The 16,739-nt window shown below is 45.9% G+C and carries 14 protein-coding genes; 8 read left to right on the top strand and 6 right to left on the bottom strand.

Going from position 1 to position 16,739, the window contains the following annotated elements:
• Positions 1-10 precede the first annotated feature (10 nt).
• The 6 genes from U9J37_RS15405 to U9J37_RS15380 all read left to right on the top strand — a co-directional run bounded on the left by U9J37_RS15405 (position 11) and on the right by U9J37_RS15380 (position 6,163).
• Complete coding sequence (locus U9J37_RS15405; RefSeq protein ID WP_005472416.1) at positions 11-472, top strand: DUF3429 domain-containing protein; 462 nt, start codon at positions 11-13, stop codon at positions 470-472.
• 90 nt (positions 473-562) lie between these two features.
• Complete coding sequence (gene pepT / locus U9J37_RS15400; protein ID WP_005472206.1) at positions 563-1,792, top strand: peptidase T; 1,230 nt, start codon at positions 563-565, stop codon at positions 1,790-1,792.
• Positions 1,793-1,870: 78 nt separating this feature from the next.
• The gene (locus U9J37_RS15395) at positions 1,871-2,338 is read left to right on the top strand and encodes a DM13 domain-containing protein (RefSeq protein ID WP_039481642.1); all 468 of its coding nucleotides are present in this window, start codon (positions 1,871-1,873) and stop codon (positions 2,336-2,338) included.
• A 194-nt stretch (positions 2,339-2,532) separates the two neighbouring features.
• Positions 2,533-3,381 carry a mechanosensitive ion channel family protein gene (locus tag U9J37_RS15390; protein WP_005472427.1) on the top strand — a complete coding sequence of 283 codons (849 nt, stop codon included), beginning with the start codon at positions 2,533-2,535 and terminating at the stop codon, positions 3,379-3,381.
• Between the two features lie 24 nt (positions 3,382-3,405).
• Positions 3,406-3,801 (top strand): GFA family protein, encoded by a 396-nt coding sequence (locus U9J37_RS15385; protein WP_005472202.1) that lies wholly within the window; start codon positions 3,406-3,408, stop codon positions 3,799-3,801.
• 304 nt (positions 3,802-4,105) lie between these two features.
• On the top strand, positions 4,106-6,163 hold the full coding sequence (locus tag U9J37_RS15380; RefSeq protein ID WP_005472334.1) for an EAL domain-containing protein: 2,058 nt from the start codon (positions 4,106-4,108) through the stop codon (positions 6,161-6,163).
• A gap of 55 nt (positions 6,164-6,218) precedes the next feature.
• Here U9J37_RS15380 and arsB read toward each other — a convergent pair whose 3' ends face one another.
• Together arsB and U9J37_RS15370 are read right to left on the bottom strand one after the other, a co-directional pair.
• A complete protein-coding gene (gene arsB, locus U9J37_RS15375; RefSeq protein WP_005472196.1) occupies positions 6,219-7,277 on the bottom strand; it encodes an ACR3 family arsenite efflux transporter in 1,059 nt (352 codons plus the stop codon).
• A gap of 86 nt (positions 7,278-7,363) precedes the next feature.
• A complete protein-coding gene (locus U9J37_RS15370) occupies positions 7,364-7,705 on the bottom strand; it encodes an ArsR/SmtB family transcription factor (protein WP_005472224.1) in 342 nt (113 codons plus the stop codon).
• A gap of 153 nt (positions 7,706-7,858) precedes the next feature.
• Here U9J37_RS15370 and U9J37_RS15365 point away from each other — a divergent pair, with 153 nt between their 5' ends.
• Positions 7,859-10,612, top strand: a complete 2,754-nt coding sequence (locus U9J37_RS15365) for a M16 family metallopeptidase (protein WP_005472297.1) — start codon at positions 7,859-7,861, stop codon at positions 10,610-10,612.
• A 39-nt stretch (positions 10,613-10,651) separates the two neighbouring features.
• Here U9J37_RS15365 and U9J37_RS15360 read toward each other — a convergent pair whose 3' ends face one another.
• From U9J37_RS15360 to U9J37_RS15345, 4 genes are all read right to left on the bottom strand, one after another.
• Positions 10,652-10,918 (bottom strand): hypothetical protein, encoded by a 267-nt coding sequence (locus U9J37_RS15360; protein WP_157607834.1) that lies wholly within the window; start codon positions 10,916-10,918, stop codon positions 10,652-10,654.
• 65 nt (positions 10,919-10,983) lie between these two features.
• Positions 10,984-11,601 carry a PGAP1-like alpha/beta domain-containing protein gene (locus U9J37_RS15355; protein WP_005472388.1) on the bottom strand — a complete coding sequence of 206 codons (618 nt, stop codon included), beginning with the start codon at positions 11,599-11,601 and terminating at the stop codon, positions 10,984-10,986.
• A 365-nt stretch (positions 11,602-11,966) separates the two neighbouring features.
• Entirely contained in the window at positions 11,967-12,203 is a 237-nt protein-coding gene (locus tag U9J37_RS15350; protein WP_005472369.1) for a hypothetical protein, read from the bottom strand.
• A 275-nt stretch (positions 12,204-12,478) separates the two neighbouring features.
• Entirely contained in the window at positions 12,479-14,392 is a 1,914-nt protein-coding gene (locus tag U9J37_RS15345) for a PLP-dependent aminotransferase family protein (protein WP_005472280.1), read from the bottom strand.
• 407 nt (positions 14,393-14,799) lie between these two features.
• On the opposite strand from U9J37_RS15345, the gene U9J37_RS15340 reads away from it, so the two are divergent.
• Positions 14,800-16,692: a methyl-accepting chemotaxis protein gene (locus tag U9J37_RS15340; RefSeq protein ID WP_005472272.1), complete on the top strand. Its 1,893-nt coding sequence runs from the start codon at positions 14,800-14,802 to the stop codon at positions 16,690-16,692.
• Positions 16,693-16,739 lie beyond the last annotated feature (47 nt).

The following is a 16,739-nucleotide window of genomic DNA, read 5'->3' as shown; positions in this document are numbered from 1 at the left end:
GGAGATTGATATGAATGTGAAAAGCACGCAACAACCACGCTCAACGATGCTGAGTTTGGGTTACCTTGGCTTAGTTCCTTTTGCCGTAGGGTTGGTTTTGCAACTTAACAGCATTAGTGTGTTCGGCGTAGGCGGACTGGAAATGTTTGTGTTTTACAGTGTTGTAATTCTGAGTTTCCTCTCTGGCGTTTTATGGGGGAACGCTATTGATCATTCGAAACATCGAATGAGCCGCAACGCTTTGCTGCTCAGTAACTTGTTTGCCATTCTTTCGTGGGGCGTCTTACTTTTAGCGCGGAGCAATGTGGGGTTAGCGCTCATATTGCTCGCGGTCAGTTATGGGCTAGTGTTGCTCGCAGAGCTTGCCTTAAGGAACTCAGAACAAGAGCGTGGACCAAATGGCTATGAAACGCTTCGAATCCGTTTAACATCGGGCGTTGTGGTTATGCACGGTATTGCGCTGATCGCTTAAAACCTGATTTATAGCAAAATTTTCTAAAACATTAGGCGTAGGATGGGGGCCAGATTACGAACTAAAACCATAAAAGTTAGAGATATTGCTATGAATGAACTTGTTCAACGCTTTTTACGCTACGTCACGTTTAACACTCAATCGAACCCGAACAATCTAGAATGCCCAAGCAGCCCAGGCCAATACACGTTTGCAGAGTTCTTAAAGCAGGAGCTCATTGAGTTAGGTCTGGCGGATGTTTCGCTCGACTCAAACGGCTACCTAATGGCAAAACTACCTAGTAATGTAGCTTACGAGGTGCCTGCAATTGGCTTTGTCGCTCATATGGATACCGCCCCTGACGCTTCGGGTGAGAATGTGAACCCTCAGTTTATCGAAGATTATCAAGGGGGCGATATCGCGCTAGGAAAGGGCGATGAGGTGCTCTCACCGATTCAGTATCCAGAACTGCACAAGTTACATGGGCACAATTTGATCACGACAGATGGTTCGACGCTACTGGGCGCAGACAACAAAGCGGGTATCGCGGAAATTATCTCTGCGATCGCAGAGTTGATCGCTCATCCGGATATTCCTCACGGTGACATTTGCATCGGTTTCACTCCAGATGAAGAAATTGGCCGCGGTGCTAACTTGTTTGATGTTGAAAAGTTTGGTGCGCAGTGGGCTTATACCATTGATGGTGGACCTGTTGGTGAGTTGGAGTTTGAAAACTTCAATGCGACCAGCGCGGATGTGATCTGCTACGGCACCAATGTTCACCCTGGAACCGCGAAAGATAAAATGGTCAACGCTATGAATATCGCGGCCCAGTTTCAACTTATGATGCCCGCCGATGAAACTCCAGAAACAACCCAAGGGTACGAGGGCTTTTATCACCTAAAATCTGCAGAAATGTCCGTTGCTCGCAGTGAACTGGGTTACATCATTCGTGATTTTGAACGAGATGGCTTAGAAAAGCGCAAGGCGTTCATGGAGCAAAAGGTCGCAGAACTTAACGAAAAGCTAGACAAAGGACGTGTGGAACTTCGGCTTACTGACAGTTATTTCAACATGAAGGAGATGGTTGAGCCTCACCCGCACATTATTGAGCTCGCTAAAGAGGCGATGATTGCCTGTGATATTCAGCCTCAAATTAAGCCTATTCGTGGCGGCACCGATGGCGCTCGACTTTCATTTATGGGGCTACCATGCCCGAACATTTTCACTGGCGGGTACAACTTCCACGGCATTCATGAATTCATCAGTATTGAAGGGATGGAGCAAGCGGTGCAAGTGATCGTCACATTGGCAGAGAAAACCGCGTTGCGCTATCAATAATTACTTGGTGCAACACTGATATCTTGTTGATTATCGTGTACATTAAATTTAGGCCCATTGGAAATGAACACGATAATGATGAAACGGATCTTACTTGTTGCCAGCCACCTACTTGTTGGTGGGATAGGCTTTGCTCTTGGTATTTACGCGCTGCCTATCCTTACCCAACCTCAGTCCCCCGCGATGCATGAAGTACAAAGCGTAACGAACAACGCGTTGTACACTGGAACGTTTCAACGCGACAGACAAGACAGCGATTTTTTGCATTGGGGAGAAGGATCCGTCTCCATCAGTGATGACCATATTGGCTTTGTGGGCAAACTTGCCCCTGGCCCTGATTACAAGCTCTACCTCTCACCACTGTTCATTGAAACGGAACAGGCTTTCTTGCAAAACAAATCCACCATGGTGCAAATTGGCGATGTTAAAACCTTCGATCGTTTTTCGTTACCGATCCCTGAAAGTGTAGAAACGGCCAACTACAACACGGTCATTGTATGGTGTGAAACGTTTGGTCAGTTTATTACCTCTGCCCGCTATAAATGATTAAGCCGCTATTCCGTTTGGCTTGTTAGACACTACCTAGTACATCATTGGGAGTGAAAGTGCGCTAACCACTCGACAATATTGGCATATTGCACTAGACCCGAGTGGGGATGTGTGGGAAGTTACCTTTCTGAAATACGAATAATTTAAAGGGGCTATGTGCCCCTTTAATCATAATTAGAGAGGGAGCGAGTATGGAGAAAGTACAGGTCGTTATTGATTTTCTTCTCACTCATAAATTGGTCTTTACCGCACTGATTGTGGTGTTGGTAGTATTGGTTCGCCGAACCATATTATGGAAAATCAGAGGCGATGTCGCTTTTGTTTCTGAAAAGCAGCGTCATTGGATGTCGAGAACGAAGAATGGTTCGTTTGTCCTCACCGTTTTACTGTTATTTGTCCTTTGGCAATCTGAGATTAATGAATTTGCCTTATCGGTGACGGCCATTGCCGTTGCTATTGTTGTCGCATCGAAAGAGATCATTCTCTGTTTTACGGGCTCGATTCAAAGAGCCAGCTCTCGTTCATTCCGAATTGGCGACTGGATTGAAGTGGGGAAAATATGTGGTGAAGTGATTGAACATAATATGATGGCGACGGTGATCCAAGAAATCGACTTATACCACGGTCATTACCATTACACCGGAAAAACGGCAACGCTGCCAAACAGCATGTTCTTCACCTACCCAGTCAAAAATCTCAATTTCATGAAGCGTTATGTCTACCATGATTTTTCGATTATTGTGCCGTCTTTTGTCAATCTATACCCAATGATTCCTGACATCATGGAGAAAATCGACGGGCACATCAGCTATTTCAGCGACGTAGCGAAAAGGTACAACACGGTGATCGAAAAGCATGCAGGCGTTGACTTGCCAGGCTCAGAGCCACATATCCACATTACTAGTGGTGCAACGGGTGAGCAGATTGTGCATTTCATGCTGTTTTGTCCAACCGACAAAGCGACCCATCTAGAGCAGGACATTCGTGCTGATTTTATGGCGCTTTATGAAGAAAGGTTTCCCAAAGAAACCGACGAATAATAAGACTGGCTAAGGAGAACAAGGATGTTCAAGAAAATTGGTCCAACGGAAATCAAAGAGAAGCATTTGCTCACATGTCATTGTGGCAGTGTGGAGCTTGAGCTGACATTGCCTAATGGTGTCGAGAAACCAAGGCGTTGTGATTGCTCTATGTGCCGACGTCGAGGGGCTATTGTTGCGTCGGTTAAGCTTGACGGGATCAAAATTCTCAAAGGAGAAGAGGCGCTTAAGCTATATCAATTCAATACTCATACTGCTAAGCATTACTTCTGCAAACACTGCGGTATTTATACCCATCATCAAAGACGCTCGGCACCCGATGAATTCGGTTATAACCTAGGGTGCCTTGAGGGTGTTAACCCGTTCGATATTGGTGACGTCGTCACTCACGATGGGGTTAATCATCCCGCTGACCGCTAGCTATATCGATTCAGCAAAGGTGAGTTTTGTTGTTACGATAGAAACTGTGATTCGATCTGATGATTGAAAGCGAGTATGGTGCGCCTGGTTGCTTATATCTGATATTTGCGCAGCGCTCACTTCGTGCAGTGCTCAGGAAAAATTACAATTAAGGACTCGCTACTTATATAAGCCTTGCTCTTGATTAGAGGGCAGAAACGCACCCGTGGGTGAGCTATCAAAATGGGCAGTTAAGACCGATTTGGTAGGGCAACTCATAGACGGGAGCATGTCGTAAACTGTGATTTGACCTTAGGCTTAGTCAATGAAGTTCCTGTTTGATAACAAGCCCATGTATGCGTTTTTCGTGCGAGTATCAGAAAACGCGTACTTAAATGGCTTGTGTAATGTATTTGTAATGTTGCTGCCAGTCTCCTTGCTTTCTGCATTCAGTATGTTGATTGGCAATGGGTTAAACGTCATCGGGTTTGAAAAAATCGGCAGCCATGTTCTGTTCGTGAGCACCTTAGTTTGGAAAATGTTTCCGATCTTGCTGCTTGTCTATTTTTCAGACTTTTTGGCGCGTCTTCATCGTCTGTCCCGCACCACCGTCATTACTCCGTCTTTGCTTATTTACATCATCTTGTGTAACGAGTGGGGATTGCTGCATGCGGGCTCTGTACTGCCATCCAACTATCCTTTGGCGATCATCACTCCTGCATTAATAGCGTTTAGCGTGAGGGGATTAATCTCTAAGAATTGGATCATCCGTTCGGAGTTGCCAAATGTTGTCGATCAGTCACTCAACCTTGTATTGGGCACATTGTTGCTGGTCACTTTATATGTTTGCGCGGGCTATGCGGTTGGCTACTGGCTAGAAACCAACTCGTATATACAAAGCTTGTTGCCATCTCTTGATACTCACTCGTTGTTTGACGCGATTTGGTATGAGTTCCTAAGGAATCTGTTCTGGTCGATTGGCATCAATGGGCACATTATTTTCTCACCATACAAATCTGAGCTGTATGCATTAACTCAATCAAGTTTTGAGATGAATGCGCAGTTTGGTACGCCGTTGCCCATTCTCACCAGTAATTTTTACGACATTTACGCGGGTATCGGCGGGGCGGGCAATACGCTCAGTTTGGTATTTTGCATGTTGTTCTTTGCCAAAAATAGAGGGTATCGCGCACTGGCTTTGGCAGCACTGGTTTTGAGTGTGTTTAACATTAATGAACCTGTGCTGTTCGGCTTACCCGTCATCTTTAACCCGGTGCTGCTTGTTCCATTCATGCTCGCGCCGATCACGGGAATCTTACTCGCGTATTTTGCGATTTCAATGGGTTGGGTGGCGCCGGTTTCTGAATTTATTAGTTGGATGACGCCTCCACTGATGAGTGGGTATCTTGCGACAAGTGGCGATATTGCCGCGAGCATTCTTCAAGTCGTGATCATAGTGATTGGTATGGCAATCTACTTGCCGTTTTTTAAGCAGATGGATCAAGTGGCTGGCTCAAACAAGTTGTTTTCGAAAGAGACCTGTGATGACTTTTTCAACTATGAGGAGGTCGGAAGTGGACGCAGTGTGAATGGCCTGTTCCCGCACGTCAGCAGTAATCTTGTGGCGCAAAAGGCAATCAGAGATTTGCAGCAAAATGGCGATTTTGTACTTTACTATCAACCTCAGTACGACATTAAAAACTCGTGTGTTTGCTCGATGGAAGTCTTGGTAAGGCACCGCAGTTACGATGGGGTGATTACTCCGCCAACCTTTTTGTCTTACTTTAACAAGTTAGGGCTGACGTCTGAACTGGATTTGTGGGTGATCAAGCAAGCGCTCTATGAAGTGTGCGATCTTGCGAGCAACCCTAACTTTAAAGTATCCATTAACGTTTCTCCTGAAACGTTTTTAGTCAACGGATTTGCTGCGAGTGTGAGTAAACTTATCGAACAGAGCGATGTTGATTTTACTCAGGTGGAGTTTGAAATCACCGAAGAGCTATTGATCCAAGATGAGTTAGCAACGAGTAGTGTGTTGAAATCACTTCGTGAGCTTGGTATTCAAATCGCGCTGGACGATTTTGGCTCGGGGTATTCGTCGATCGGTTATCTGTGTAAGTACGAGTTTGATAAGGTCAAGATTGACCGATCTTTGGTTGTGAACTTGACGCAGGAGAAAGGCCGAGAGCTGTTTCGCTTAACCACAGAGTTGGTTCGAGCAACGGGGGCAAAAACGGTTGTTGAAGGCGTCGAAACAGAGCAAGAGTTAGACTTCGTGACTCAGCAAGGTATTTCTTTGATTCAAGGTTACTACTTTTACAAACCGATGCCGTTAGAAGAGGTGTGCGAACTGATGGATTCGTGTGACGGCCATCAATGCTAATGTATCATCAAGTTGTTAAAGAGGAGCACTGAGCTCCTCTTCTTACATTCGCTTTTTATTGGTGGTACTTGGCTTTCAATCTTAAGGCGATATTTACCAGCGCAATCAACACAGGCACTTCAATTAGTGGACCAATCACCCCTGCGAACGCTTGGTCGGAATTGATGCCAAATACCGCAATCGACACGGCGATGGCCAGTTCAAAATTATTTCCTGTTGCGGTGAACGCAATAGAGGCGTTTTTGTCGTAGTCGATACCCAGTTTCTTACCGATGTAGAAGCTGGCGAAGAACATCACAACAAAGTAGATCGCCAGTGGTAAAGCAACACGCAGGACGTCCACCGGAAGTTCAACGATCATATCGCCTTTTAAACTGAACATCAGAACGATAGTCGCAAGAAGCGCGATAAGAGTGATTGGCGAAATTCGCGGAATAAACACCTCGTTGTACCACTGTTCGCCTTTGCGACTGACCAGAATCTTACGGCTCAAAAAACCAGCGATAAAAGGAATGCCAAGATAAATCAACACACTTTGCGCGATGTCGACCATAGAAATATCGACAGCGAACCCTTGGTACCCCAAAAGAGGAGGCAATACCGTGATGAATAGCCATGCCATAAAACTGTAAGTCACAATTTGGAAAGCGCTGTTAATCGCGACTAGCGCTGCGCCATACTCTTTGTTGCCACCTCCGATATCATTCCAAACCAAAACCATGGCGATGCAGCGCGCCAAGCCAATCAAAATAATCCCGACCATGTAACCTGGGTGATCACCCAAAAACGTAATCGCCAGAATAAACATCAAGATAGGGCCGACAATCCAGTTCATGATAAGAGAAAGCGCGATGGATTGCTTATCTTGCTTTACTTTCCCTAGCAATGAGTAATCCACTTTTGCAAGTGGCGGGTACATCATCAGGATGAGTCCAATCGCCAGCGGTATATTGGTACTGCCTACTGATAGCGTTTCATTTAACTGCGCCACTGCAGGGAAAAAGACGCCAATCGCAACGCCTAACGCCATAGCGACGAAAATCCAGACGGTTAGGTAACGATCCAAAAAACTCATATTGTTTGCGGCATTCTCGGTTAATGCTTGTGTGGTCATAATCTTGCCTTGTTTCGTTTATCGTCGAATGGCGATATTTTCATTCTGCTTTGATGAAAACCGTTATACGCCAAGGAGATGTCAGATTAATTAAAAATAGCGTCGAACAAGTGGTTGAACTGGCTGATCGTTTCTCGATTCACGCGATAGCACACCTTGGGTGGGTTGGGCTGTGCATGAATAAAGTTGGCTTGCTTGAGAATTCGAAGGTGTTCGGAGACCGTTGATTGAGCTAAGCCAAGTTCAGAAACCAAATCACTATTGAGGCAACCACCGAGTTTTTCGAGTGTACACAGTATTTTTAGGATTCGAACGCGAGCAGGGTGCGACAACGCCTTTGCTTGCATAGCGAACTGTGCTTCTTGTTCGAGTTGCGCTTGTGTTGATGCGAGCGCCTGTTGATTGGTGAGATTACATTGTCGGGACATAATATAGATAGTCTATCGTCGAATTGCGATTGATATTATCACCAAACATCATTTGCTGCAATTGCGGGTAATGTTCTATAAATGATCTGAATTTTATAAAAAAACAGTTGTTTGGGTTATATTTCAAAGCAAATCACCAACAGAAGTATGGCTATGCGAATTATTCTATTGTTCTTCTCATTGATCTTGGTCGGTTGCTCTCAACCCGAAATGACGACACCGATCCAACCTGACACCAATTGGACGAAAGGAGAGCTTGGCAACGGGCTAAAGTTCCACATTTATCCAACCACCAGTGAACCTGTTTCTTTGCGAATGTACGTTAATGTCGGCTCGGCGCATGAAACTGCAGAGCAACGCGGATACGCCCACTTTCTAGAGCACATGGCGTTTAACGGCAGTAAGAACTTCAGCTCCAACGACGTGATTAACTTGTTTGAAAAAGCGGGCTTAACTTTTGGTGCTGACATCAATGCGTACACCAGTTATTACGAAACAGTCTATAAGCTTGATTTGCCGAACAAGAATCAGCTTGATGAAGGCGTATTGTGGCTTCGCGACATTGCCGACGGGTTAACCTTGTCAGCAACGGAAATCGGCAAAGAGAAGGGGGTGATTCAAGGAGAAATTCGTCGAACCCGCCCTGAACACAAAAGTTTAGCGGAAAAGTACTACGATCATTTGATTGCAGGGACGAGTCTAGAAAACCTTGACCCTGTGGGTAATCAGTCGTCAGTCGATGAAGCGACGGCTGAGTCAATCCGCGCTTTCTATAGCAAATGGTATCAGCCCCAGTTTACTGAAGTTGTTATTACAGGCGATGTAACGGTCGAGCAGGCTAAGCAGTTACTTGATAAACACTTCTCTACGTGGGAAAAAAAAGCATCGGTAAGTGACAACCACATCGAGGTAACAACACTCGCATTTACTGACTATACCGACACGGTAGGCGAGTTTGAGGCACCGAGTTTAAGCTTGGTTATGAATCGAGCGCCAGCCAAAGTAGAAACGCGAGAAGAGTTGCTTGCGTCATGGCTGGATGAGATTGCCCTACAAATCATGCAACAACGCATGACCTCGGTATATCAAGAAGCGGCCATCCCACTTCAGAGTATGGCGATCACTCCCTACTACATGAACTATCAACGCAATGCGTTATTTTCTGTCGCCTTTAATATGGAGCTTCGTCAGCAGGTGCAAGATAAGTTCGTTGCAACGCTTGCCTCACTGCGGGACTTCGGTGTGACTCAGGAAGAGCTAGATACTTCCTTGGCTTACTATCAGCAATTGGTCGATGATCTCGATTACAACTGGAGTAAGCGGGATGCGATTACCTTTGCTGAAGATCGCGTGTGGGGAATTTCTACCCAGCAAAGCAGTCAGTCTAAGCAAGATTACCAAGAAAGCTTACAAGCGCTTGTTGCTCTGGCTAGCTTAGAGCGAGTCAACAAACAGGTTCAGTCACTGTTAACAAGCAAATACTTTGTGATTCTTGGCGCGGATGAAGCAGAGTCTGTGGATCAACTTGCAGAGCAAATTCCCTTACTTCGTAAAGCGATTAAACAGCCAGGCACTGCACCCGTTGCGCTGCTGCCTACGGCAAAGGAACTGGCGGAACCTTCGCAAACGGGCTCGATTTTATCACAAGGAGTAGATGAGTTTGGCGATTACCTTTGGACGCTCTCTAACGGCATTCAAGTTAGGCTCGAGAATGATCCTACGACGCTAGAAACCGTTAACATTGTCTATGCGAGTCAAGGGGGGAAAGCCGCGCTAAACCCTGATTTATTTGCTGCTGCTCAGCTTGCAATCCCTGTTGTGGTGAGAAGTGGAGTTGGGGAGTTTACTGGCATTCAGTTTGATGCATTTCTAACCAAGAACAACTTAGAGGTTTATCCGTTTATTAATTTCACCCATCACGGTATCGAGATGGGAGCGGCGAAAGATAAACTCGCTGATGCGCTGAAAGTGATTTATAACATCTCGACCAACATCAATGTGGATCCAAGGCAAATTCGTGTTCTCCAGCAGGAGACGTATGACAATCAGGAGCGTTATCTAGCGACGCCATATGGTCAATGGGAGCGTGCCATTAACCGCAACAGCTACCAACCGACAAGTAGCCACTACTTCCTGACGGCGCCTGCTTATGCTGCGATTGATGAAGCGCAAATTCGCCAACTTCACCATGAGCTGTTTGCGAAAGATCGCGGTTTTCAGCTTGTGATCGTGGCAAACATGAAGCCAGAAGAGGTGACTCCGCTGCTGAAGCATTTTATTGCCTCTATCCCATTAGAAAAGGTGCCGGCACCTAGCTATCAGGCACACTACAATCAGGATTGGGCGCCTCGTGTCGACTTGGCTATCCACAATGAACAGAACGGCATTTACTTGCTTCGTGTGGTCAACCCTAACGCACAGGTAAGCAGCGCCAAAACCGCGTTTATGGATGATATGATTCAGCGCTTATTGTCTAAACGGCTCACGAGCTACGTTCGTGAAGAACTAGGATTAGACTACGCGCCTGACGCTTATTCGGTTGCAGCAGACCAAGAACCAAGCACGGATTGGTTTATTGAGGCGCAAGTGGCCCCTAATGATATCGGTAAAATTGAAGTCGCCGTCGATAAAGTGGTTAGCGAGCTTGTAACCAACGTGAGTGAGCAAGACTTTCAACTGGTCGCCAAGCAACTTTCAACCGCTCTTCATCCTTTGAAAAATGAGCCAGTTGATCGTACTTGGTTTTACGCTCGCTACTCAATTCACGGTTATGGGGTTAAAGCGATAAAAGACGTGGATGCCATGATTGATTCGATCTCATTAGCGGACTTTAAGCATCGCATCGCCGAAGCGTTTGGCAGCGATAGTGTAAAGACCAAATACACGTTAACGCCGGAGACAAAGTAGTGTGAATCAAAAACAGCCGCTCAAAGCGGCTGTTTTTATTTATAGTTTTCTTGAAAGCTGACGCCCAACCACAAAGGCGATAAAGGCAAACAGGTTTATAAACATGAGGCTTAACACAATAGCATTGAGGTCAGACAGACCTAGCCCCCACGCGAGAGAAAATACCAGCCCTTCAAATGCTTCTAGTGGCCAGTGCGAGACAGGAGTTTGTGAATCACCTGCGAGCACGAAAATGACACCAAGCAAACTCATCGCCATACACAACAACCCGATGACAACGTCTTTACGCATAAATAATTTTACCATTTTTAATACTGTTGAATTTCAATCATGTCGACAGCCGACATCTAATCTGAAGCGATTTCAACGCGTTAGTGCTGAAACACGTCGTTTTCAATAAAGTGGTGTATTTGGTCGGGTACGAAAGTACTGTAAATCAAGCTAGTGTGGCTTTTTGGCGTCTCTATGTGATCCGTCATTCCGCGGATCTTAGTTTCTTCAACCGTGACCGTACCGTCTGAAGGAAGCCGTCTGTCCATCAACAGTAGGGCTCGAGCACCAATAGGCAAGGTACCAGCAATGCTGCCGAGCTTTTGCGGATAAGACCATTCGTCATGATGCTCGCTGAGTCCAAAGTGAGGGGAATTGCCTAGTAATGTGCCCATGCCAAGTTCTTGTAAGCGAGTCACAATCGAGGCGCCTCTAAGCGGCGATCCTATGGTCACTACGTGTGAAATTTTGGTGGTGCTTGGATGGCGAGATTGCAGGTATTGTTTGATCACCAAACCGCCCAGACTGTGTCCGACAAGTATATTTGGCATTGTTGGACTGAGCGCATTGTCGATCATACTAAACAAACGGTGTTGATTGATCGCAACGCTATTGTAGGTCAGGACTTTTGTTCTATAGCCATAACTGCGTAGCTTTCGACTCAGAGGCTGCATGACCATTCCATGCATATAGAGTCCATGCAATATGATGATTTTCATAGGGTGTCCTCGCAAACGTTGTTCTAATAATACAGTGTTTTATTGCAAGGAATCCAGTGAAATTTGAATGTTTGTATGCTATTCCAAATAACGAAACAGCACTAACGGTGGCGGTGTTTGCACGCTAAATAGGCTGGGTGTGAGCGATAGATAGTGGGAATAGTAAGAAAGCAATGCGCTGGTGGCTGAGATGAAGGTCACTACTGAGTGTTAGACGGCTTTCTTAAAAATATCGAACTATATTGTATTTGACATAAATGTGTTGCTGAATAAGTAAGAGCCATCGTCCCCTAACTGGTTTGAAGCAGCCGGTTAATACGATGGCTTTTTAGTTATTACTCAAGTGCGGCGGAGAATCTTATCCGTTAGGCTGCGGTGAGATCATCTAGGATACTGTGTGATTCGTGATGAACCTCGTCAGTAATCGAGATGGTCTCTATCGATGCAGAGCGATCAAAGTGGCAGTGCACTTGAACGCTGGCTCTTTCGAAAATGACATCATCAAAATCTGTCATGGCAATCTTATAACCTTCACTTGCAAACAAGCTTGTCACTTCCGTGCGACGTTTTGCATGAAATGCAGATGTGAGTAACTTATCCAAAAGGAGTCCCTCCAACTTTGGTAAACATTGAGGTAAAGCTTAGACAGTGATAGCCAGTTTATCTATGTGCAAAAAAACCACCTAAACTTTCGTTTAGTCCATTGGACTGCACACTCAGTTGGATAACTCTCTAATCTTCAAACGATAAACCCAGCTTCTCTCGAAATGACGCATTCTATTGATGTGATCAATAATTGACTTTCTGTTGATCTAAATCAATTTGAAGATGGGCAAAGACCTCTTGTTGTAAGGCGACAAGAGGTCTGTGTTGTCACTTAGCGGAAAGAACGTCCTTTGAGAGGCAAACGCACCTGACGAAGTGAATTCTTAACACGCGCTTTGTGCAACTTCTGACTGGTTACCTTAGGGAATAGGTCGGGGTTGAACGCATCATCTTGCATCAAATCCTGACAAAGATTATCAATCAGTTGCTCATCAACATCCCACATCGTAAAGAGGTGGACGTAATGACGCACTTCATCTTCGAGCTTGCCATCTCTCTCCACTTTTACCGTGGTGCTTTCTTTCGCCAGCGAGTATCTGAAGATGATCTCTTCGTTGGGTTGACAGAAAATCAGCGACAATGACAGTGGCGTTCTTTGTAACCAAAGTTTCTTCGGAAAAGAGACGTTTTCATCATCCTTGAACTTTTCGTCCCAGTACTTGGCAACTTCAGTGAGCTTACTATGGGCATAAAGCGCCATCTCTTGGGCTCGCATCGTCATTTTCATTTGGTCGGTAAAGCTGTTTCTCGCGAAGTATTCCCATAGAACCAGCGGCGAAAGCCCATTTCGTGACCCAGCAAATGTTGTGTCTGGAGAGCCAATGTACTCTGGATCATCCGGCGGTGAGACCATGTATTTTTGCTTGGTCATATAGACACCGGTTGGCCAAGGCGCGCCTGGCCATTTGTGTCCGCTGGTAACAATTGAGTGCACCATAGGGTTAGAAAAGTCGAAGTTTGGACCTGTGTAGCCGTTATTTCCACCAAAGAAGGTTCGGTAACGGCCACTCTCTTTTGCCATTTTAATAAAGGGTACGTAGCTTCCGCCTAGTGCGCCATCGATGTGCAGCCAGTAACCTGTTCGTTTTTCATATCCGCTGGTTGGATCGTCAGGGTCAACAAGCACCTCGCGCTCCCACAGGTCGTGTTCTTTCAAGATGGGCTCTAGCCGTTGGGTAATGGTGTCTACATCATCGTAAGCGCCCTTAAATGTGGTTCCGCAGTTAAGAACAATCAAAATAGGATAGCCTTTGGAAGCGAAAAATGAGACGTACGCGATGAGTTTATCCACATCGATTGCACCAGAGCCCGCAGGTAGTGTCTCGGTTGGTCCTTCAGATTCCACTTCCATGGGCCAAGGTTGACCAGGGTTAACAGGGTTGTCATCGGGGTAGAGTCGATTGCCAAGATCGCCAAATGTTTCGATCTTCTCGACCGCCATCGCTTTTACGATCGAGTAGTGGGTATCTTCTGAGAAAAACGCCACGGGTGTATAGGCGTTGGGTTTGTGTTGTGGGGTTTTAGGGTAGTGAGCGTAGACCTGATTGTTGCAGATGGTTTCGCCTTTGTCTGTCTCTGCGCGGATTTCTTCTTCAAGTAACATCACGCCGCTTAGATAGTCTCGAGCGTTGAGCATTCCATACAGGTTTCCTTCGGTGCTTCCCATTGTGAGTACATAACCCCAATAGCTGTCTCCAACCCCTTTTTGAAAGTTTCCATTTTCGTCGATGTAAGGACCTTGTGAGGGCCAAGTAGCATTCCAAAGTGATGCGTAATAGTCGAGCACTGAGCGTTCGACACACTTAGAGTTGATGGTGTAGTTACCGTTAACAAAGGGATCGCCAACATTGTTTAGGCTTACGTTAAGAAAGGGGGCGAGTCGAGTTTTATAGCTGATATTCTCTTCGGTTTGATAGCCTAAAAAGCGCTCTTTTTGTGAGTCAACGTACGCAAGGATTTGTTCGTAAACACTGTTTTGTTCTTGGCAGCTTTGGCCAGAGGGGGGGAGCTCGACATCAAATCCATTGATGGCTTGCTCGGTGTAGTGAAAATCGTAATTTCGCTCTGCGTAAACTTGAATGGGATCCGCCGATGGAGGCGAGATCCTCTCTTTGGCGAAGTCAGGGACTTGATGCTCCCAAGGGATTCGCTTAGGTCCGTACTCTATTTCTTTGTTGTCACTCATATTTTTGCTCCAAGATTGATTCTATTTTTGTCTCAGGAACAAGTGGCGAGAGCCATTTTTCGCCACCTAGCCAACACGATATGTCGTGTATAGGTGACTATAGACAGTGATCTGGATTCCAAATTGGTAAGATGTTAAATCGTGTCGCTGCGCGCAATTATTCGCTATTTAAATGAGTTTAAAGTTAGTAGTGAGAATTATTTCGCCAAATTATCGATTGAATGTTGAATATTTGCCAGATGGACACTAAACGTAGTTATAGGCATTGGGTTGCGTAATTTGTTTGGTGGCTCAGTGTTGGCTAGGGAAGGTTGACCGGTATACAGCGTGTACTGCACGGTACTAATTAAAATGACTGGCAATCGTACCTAACTCTGAAACGGCTCATGAGGTGAGTGGAGTTGGCTATGAATTTAGGCTTTAAATCAAGAATATACCTAGGTGTAGGTAGTTTGCTGGCTGTGTCATTGATTGTTCTTGGAACGCTCAATATTTTAGCAATGCGCGACAAAATGGTCACAGGTTTGGTAGCTAAAACGTCGGACAAACTGAGTTTTCATGTCGCAGAACTTGAGCAAATGATGAAGCAAAAGATCACGGCGATAGAAAATGGAGCAGACAGTTTTAATTCGCAGTTGAGTGATGAAGCCAATCAAAGGTTGGTGACTATTTTGGCGCAAAGCAGTCAATTGTCGAATGTGATCATGACGTACGAAGATGGCCGAGCTTATATGTCTATCGACGGCACTAAGTACGATTTCAGGACGCGAGATTGGTACAAAGCGGCTCGTGCCAAAGGTGGAGTGACGCTCACTGATATTTATCAAGATCAGGTTACCAATCAGAAAGTGATCAGCGTTACGATGCCAGTCATGGATGGCGGTCAGTTTGTCGGGGTATTGCTTGGCGACATCCAACTGGGAGAGATCATTACCGCCGTGAGCAATCTGCGTTTTGCTGGTGGGGCGGCAACCCTCACGGATAGAAATGCGGTCTTCTTTGCCAGTGACGACCCATCGGATATAGGCAGAACACCGTCACAAATCAGCCCTAACTTTCAAGAAATGGAACGCATGTTCTTTTCACAAGAATCGGGTCATATGACGTTCCCTTATTTAGGTATTCAATTTGATGGTTACTTCGAGCGGGTCAACTTAGCGCCGGGCATGTATTGGACGTTGATGGTGTTTGTGGATCAGGCCACAGCACTGACCCCAGTTTACAGCGCGATGTACGAGTCATTTACGACAGGATTTATACTGCTACTCGCGAGTTGCGGCGCTATCTTCTTTATTTTGCGTTACGCTTATCGTCCTTTACTCAAGCTGAAACGCGCTGTATTGGACCTTTCTCAGGGTAATGGCGACCTAACCCAACGACTCGCGGTTGAAGGGGATGATGATTTGGCGCAAATGAGTGCTGGGTTTAACCAGTTTGTTGCCAACCTGCAAGAGATGATGTTGCACATCTCCGATGCGAGTCAAAATATTTCGGTGAGTGTGAGTCAGCTTGGATCAACGGCACGCGACAACGAAGCGAAGTTGTTATCTCATTCTCAGGAAACAGAGCAAGTGGTCACCGCAATTACTGAAATGAGCGAAAGTGCGCGCAACGTTGCTGAAAACGTGACTCAATCGAACCGTATTACCGAGGAAGCGAGCAAAGAGGCACAATCATCATTGGCTATCGTCAACAATGCGGTAGATACGGTGAGTGCGCTAGTCACTGAAGTTGAAGAGATGTCCAACAGCATTATGACCATGAATCAAGATGCGAATAAGATCAGTAACGTTCTTAGTGTGATTGGCGAAATTTCTGAGCAAACAAACTTGCTTGCGCTCAATGCGGCGATTGAAGCAGCGCGAGCGGGAGAGCAGGGGCGCGGTTTCGCTGTTGTTGCGGATGAAGTACGAGCACTGGCAGGAAGAACGCAAAACAGCACCATGGAAATCTCCGATATGCTGAGCCAACTATTGAGCGGGACAGAAACGGTGGTGACGGCGATGACGGCGACCAAGAATCAATGCCAAGAGACGGCGGATAAAACCTCAGAAGTCTCTCAAAGCCTGAAAGTGATGAGTAACTCGGTCAATGAGATCGATGATGTCAGCACTCAAATAGCGGCAGCAACCGAAGAGCAAAGTACGGTGGCAGAAGAGCTAAGCCGTAACATGCTGTCGATTCGAGATATCGTTGAAGCCTTAGTCAGCAGTGGTCAGCAAACGGTTCAAGCGGCTGAGCGGCTCAATGACACCAATGATGATTTGAAGCGTCAAGTTGCCAATTTTAAACTAAGGTAACCTAGAGTCTTAATCTTCCTAAACCAGCCCCTGCTCTAGGGGCTGGC

Origin of the sequence: Vibrio sp. 16 (assembly GCF_963681195.1) — a bacterium.
In the GTDB taxonomy this organism is placed as follows: domain Bacteria; phylum Pseudomonadota; class Gammaproteobacteria; order Enterobacterales; family Vibrionaceae; genus Vibrio; species Vibrio sinaloensis_D.
The sequence above is the reverse complement of the archived record's forward strand: the minus strand, read 5'-3'. Positions and strand labels throughout refer to the sequence as shown.

Bases quoted from the DNA above. Each gene is read 5' to 3' on its own strand.
- U9J37_RS15405 (WP_005472416.1), top strand. From the start codon at position 11: ATGAATGTGAAAAGCACGCAACAACCACGCTCAACGATGCTGAGTTTG.
- pepT (WP_005472206.1), top strand. From the start codon at position 563: ATGAATGAACTTGTTCAACGCTTTTTACGCTACGTCACGTTTAACACT.
- U9J37_RS15395 (WP_039481642.1), top strand. From the start codon at position 1,871: ATGAAACGGATCTTACTTGTTGCCAGCCACCTACTTGTTGGTGGGATA.
- U9J37_RS15390 (WP_005472427.1), top strand. From the start codon at position 2,533: ATGGAGAAAGTACAGGTCGTTATTGATTTTCTTCTCACTCATAAATTG.
- U9J37_RS15385 (WP_005472202.1), top strand. From the start codon at position 3,406: ATGTTCAAGAAAATTGGTCCAACGGAAATCAAAGAGAAGCATTTGCTC.
- U9J37_RS15380 (WP_005472334.1), top strand. From the start codon at position 4,106: ATGAAGTTCCTGTTTGATAACAAGCCCATGTATGCGTTTTTCGTGCGA.
- arsB (WP_005472196.1), bottom strand. From the start codon at position 7,277: ATGACCACACAAGCATTAACCGAGAATGCCGCAAACAATATGAGTTTT.
- U9J37_RS15370 (WP_005472224.1), bottom strand. From the start codon at position 7,705: ATGTCCCGACAATGTAATCTCACCAATCAACAGGCGCTCGCATCAACA.
- U9J37_RS15365 (WP_005472297.1), top strand. From the start codon at position 7,859: ATGCGAATTATTCTATTGTTCTTCTCATTGATCTTGGTCGGTTGCTCT.
- U9J37_RS15360 (WP_157607834.1), bottom strand. From the start codon at position 10,918: ATGGTAAAATTATTTATGCGTAAAGACGTTGTCATCGGGTTGTTGTGT.
- U9J37_RS15355 (WP_005472388.1), bottom strand. From the start codon at position 11,601: ATGAAAATCATCATATTGCATGGACTCTATATGCATGGAATGGTCATG.
- U9J37_RS15345 (WP_005472280.1), bottom strand. From the start codon at position 14,392: ATGAGTGACAACAAAGAAATAGAGTACGGACCTAAGCGAATCCCTTGG.
- U9J37_RS15340 (WP_005472272.1), top strand. From the start codon at position 14,800: ATGAATTTAGGCTTTAAATCAAGAATATACCTAGGTGTAGGTAGTTTG.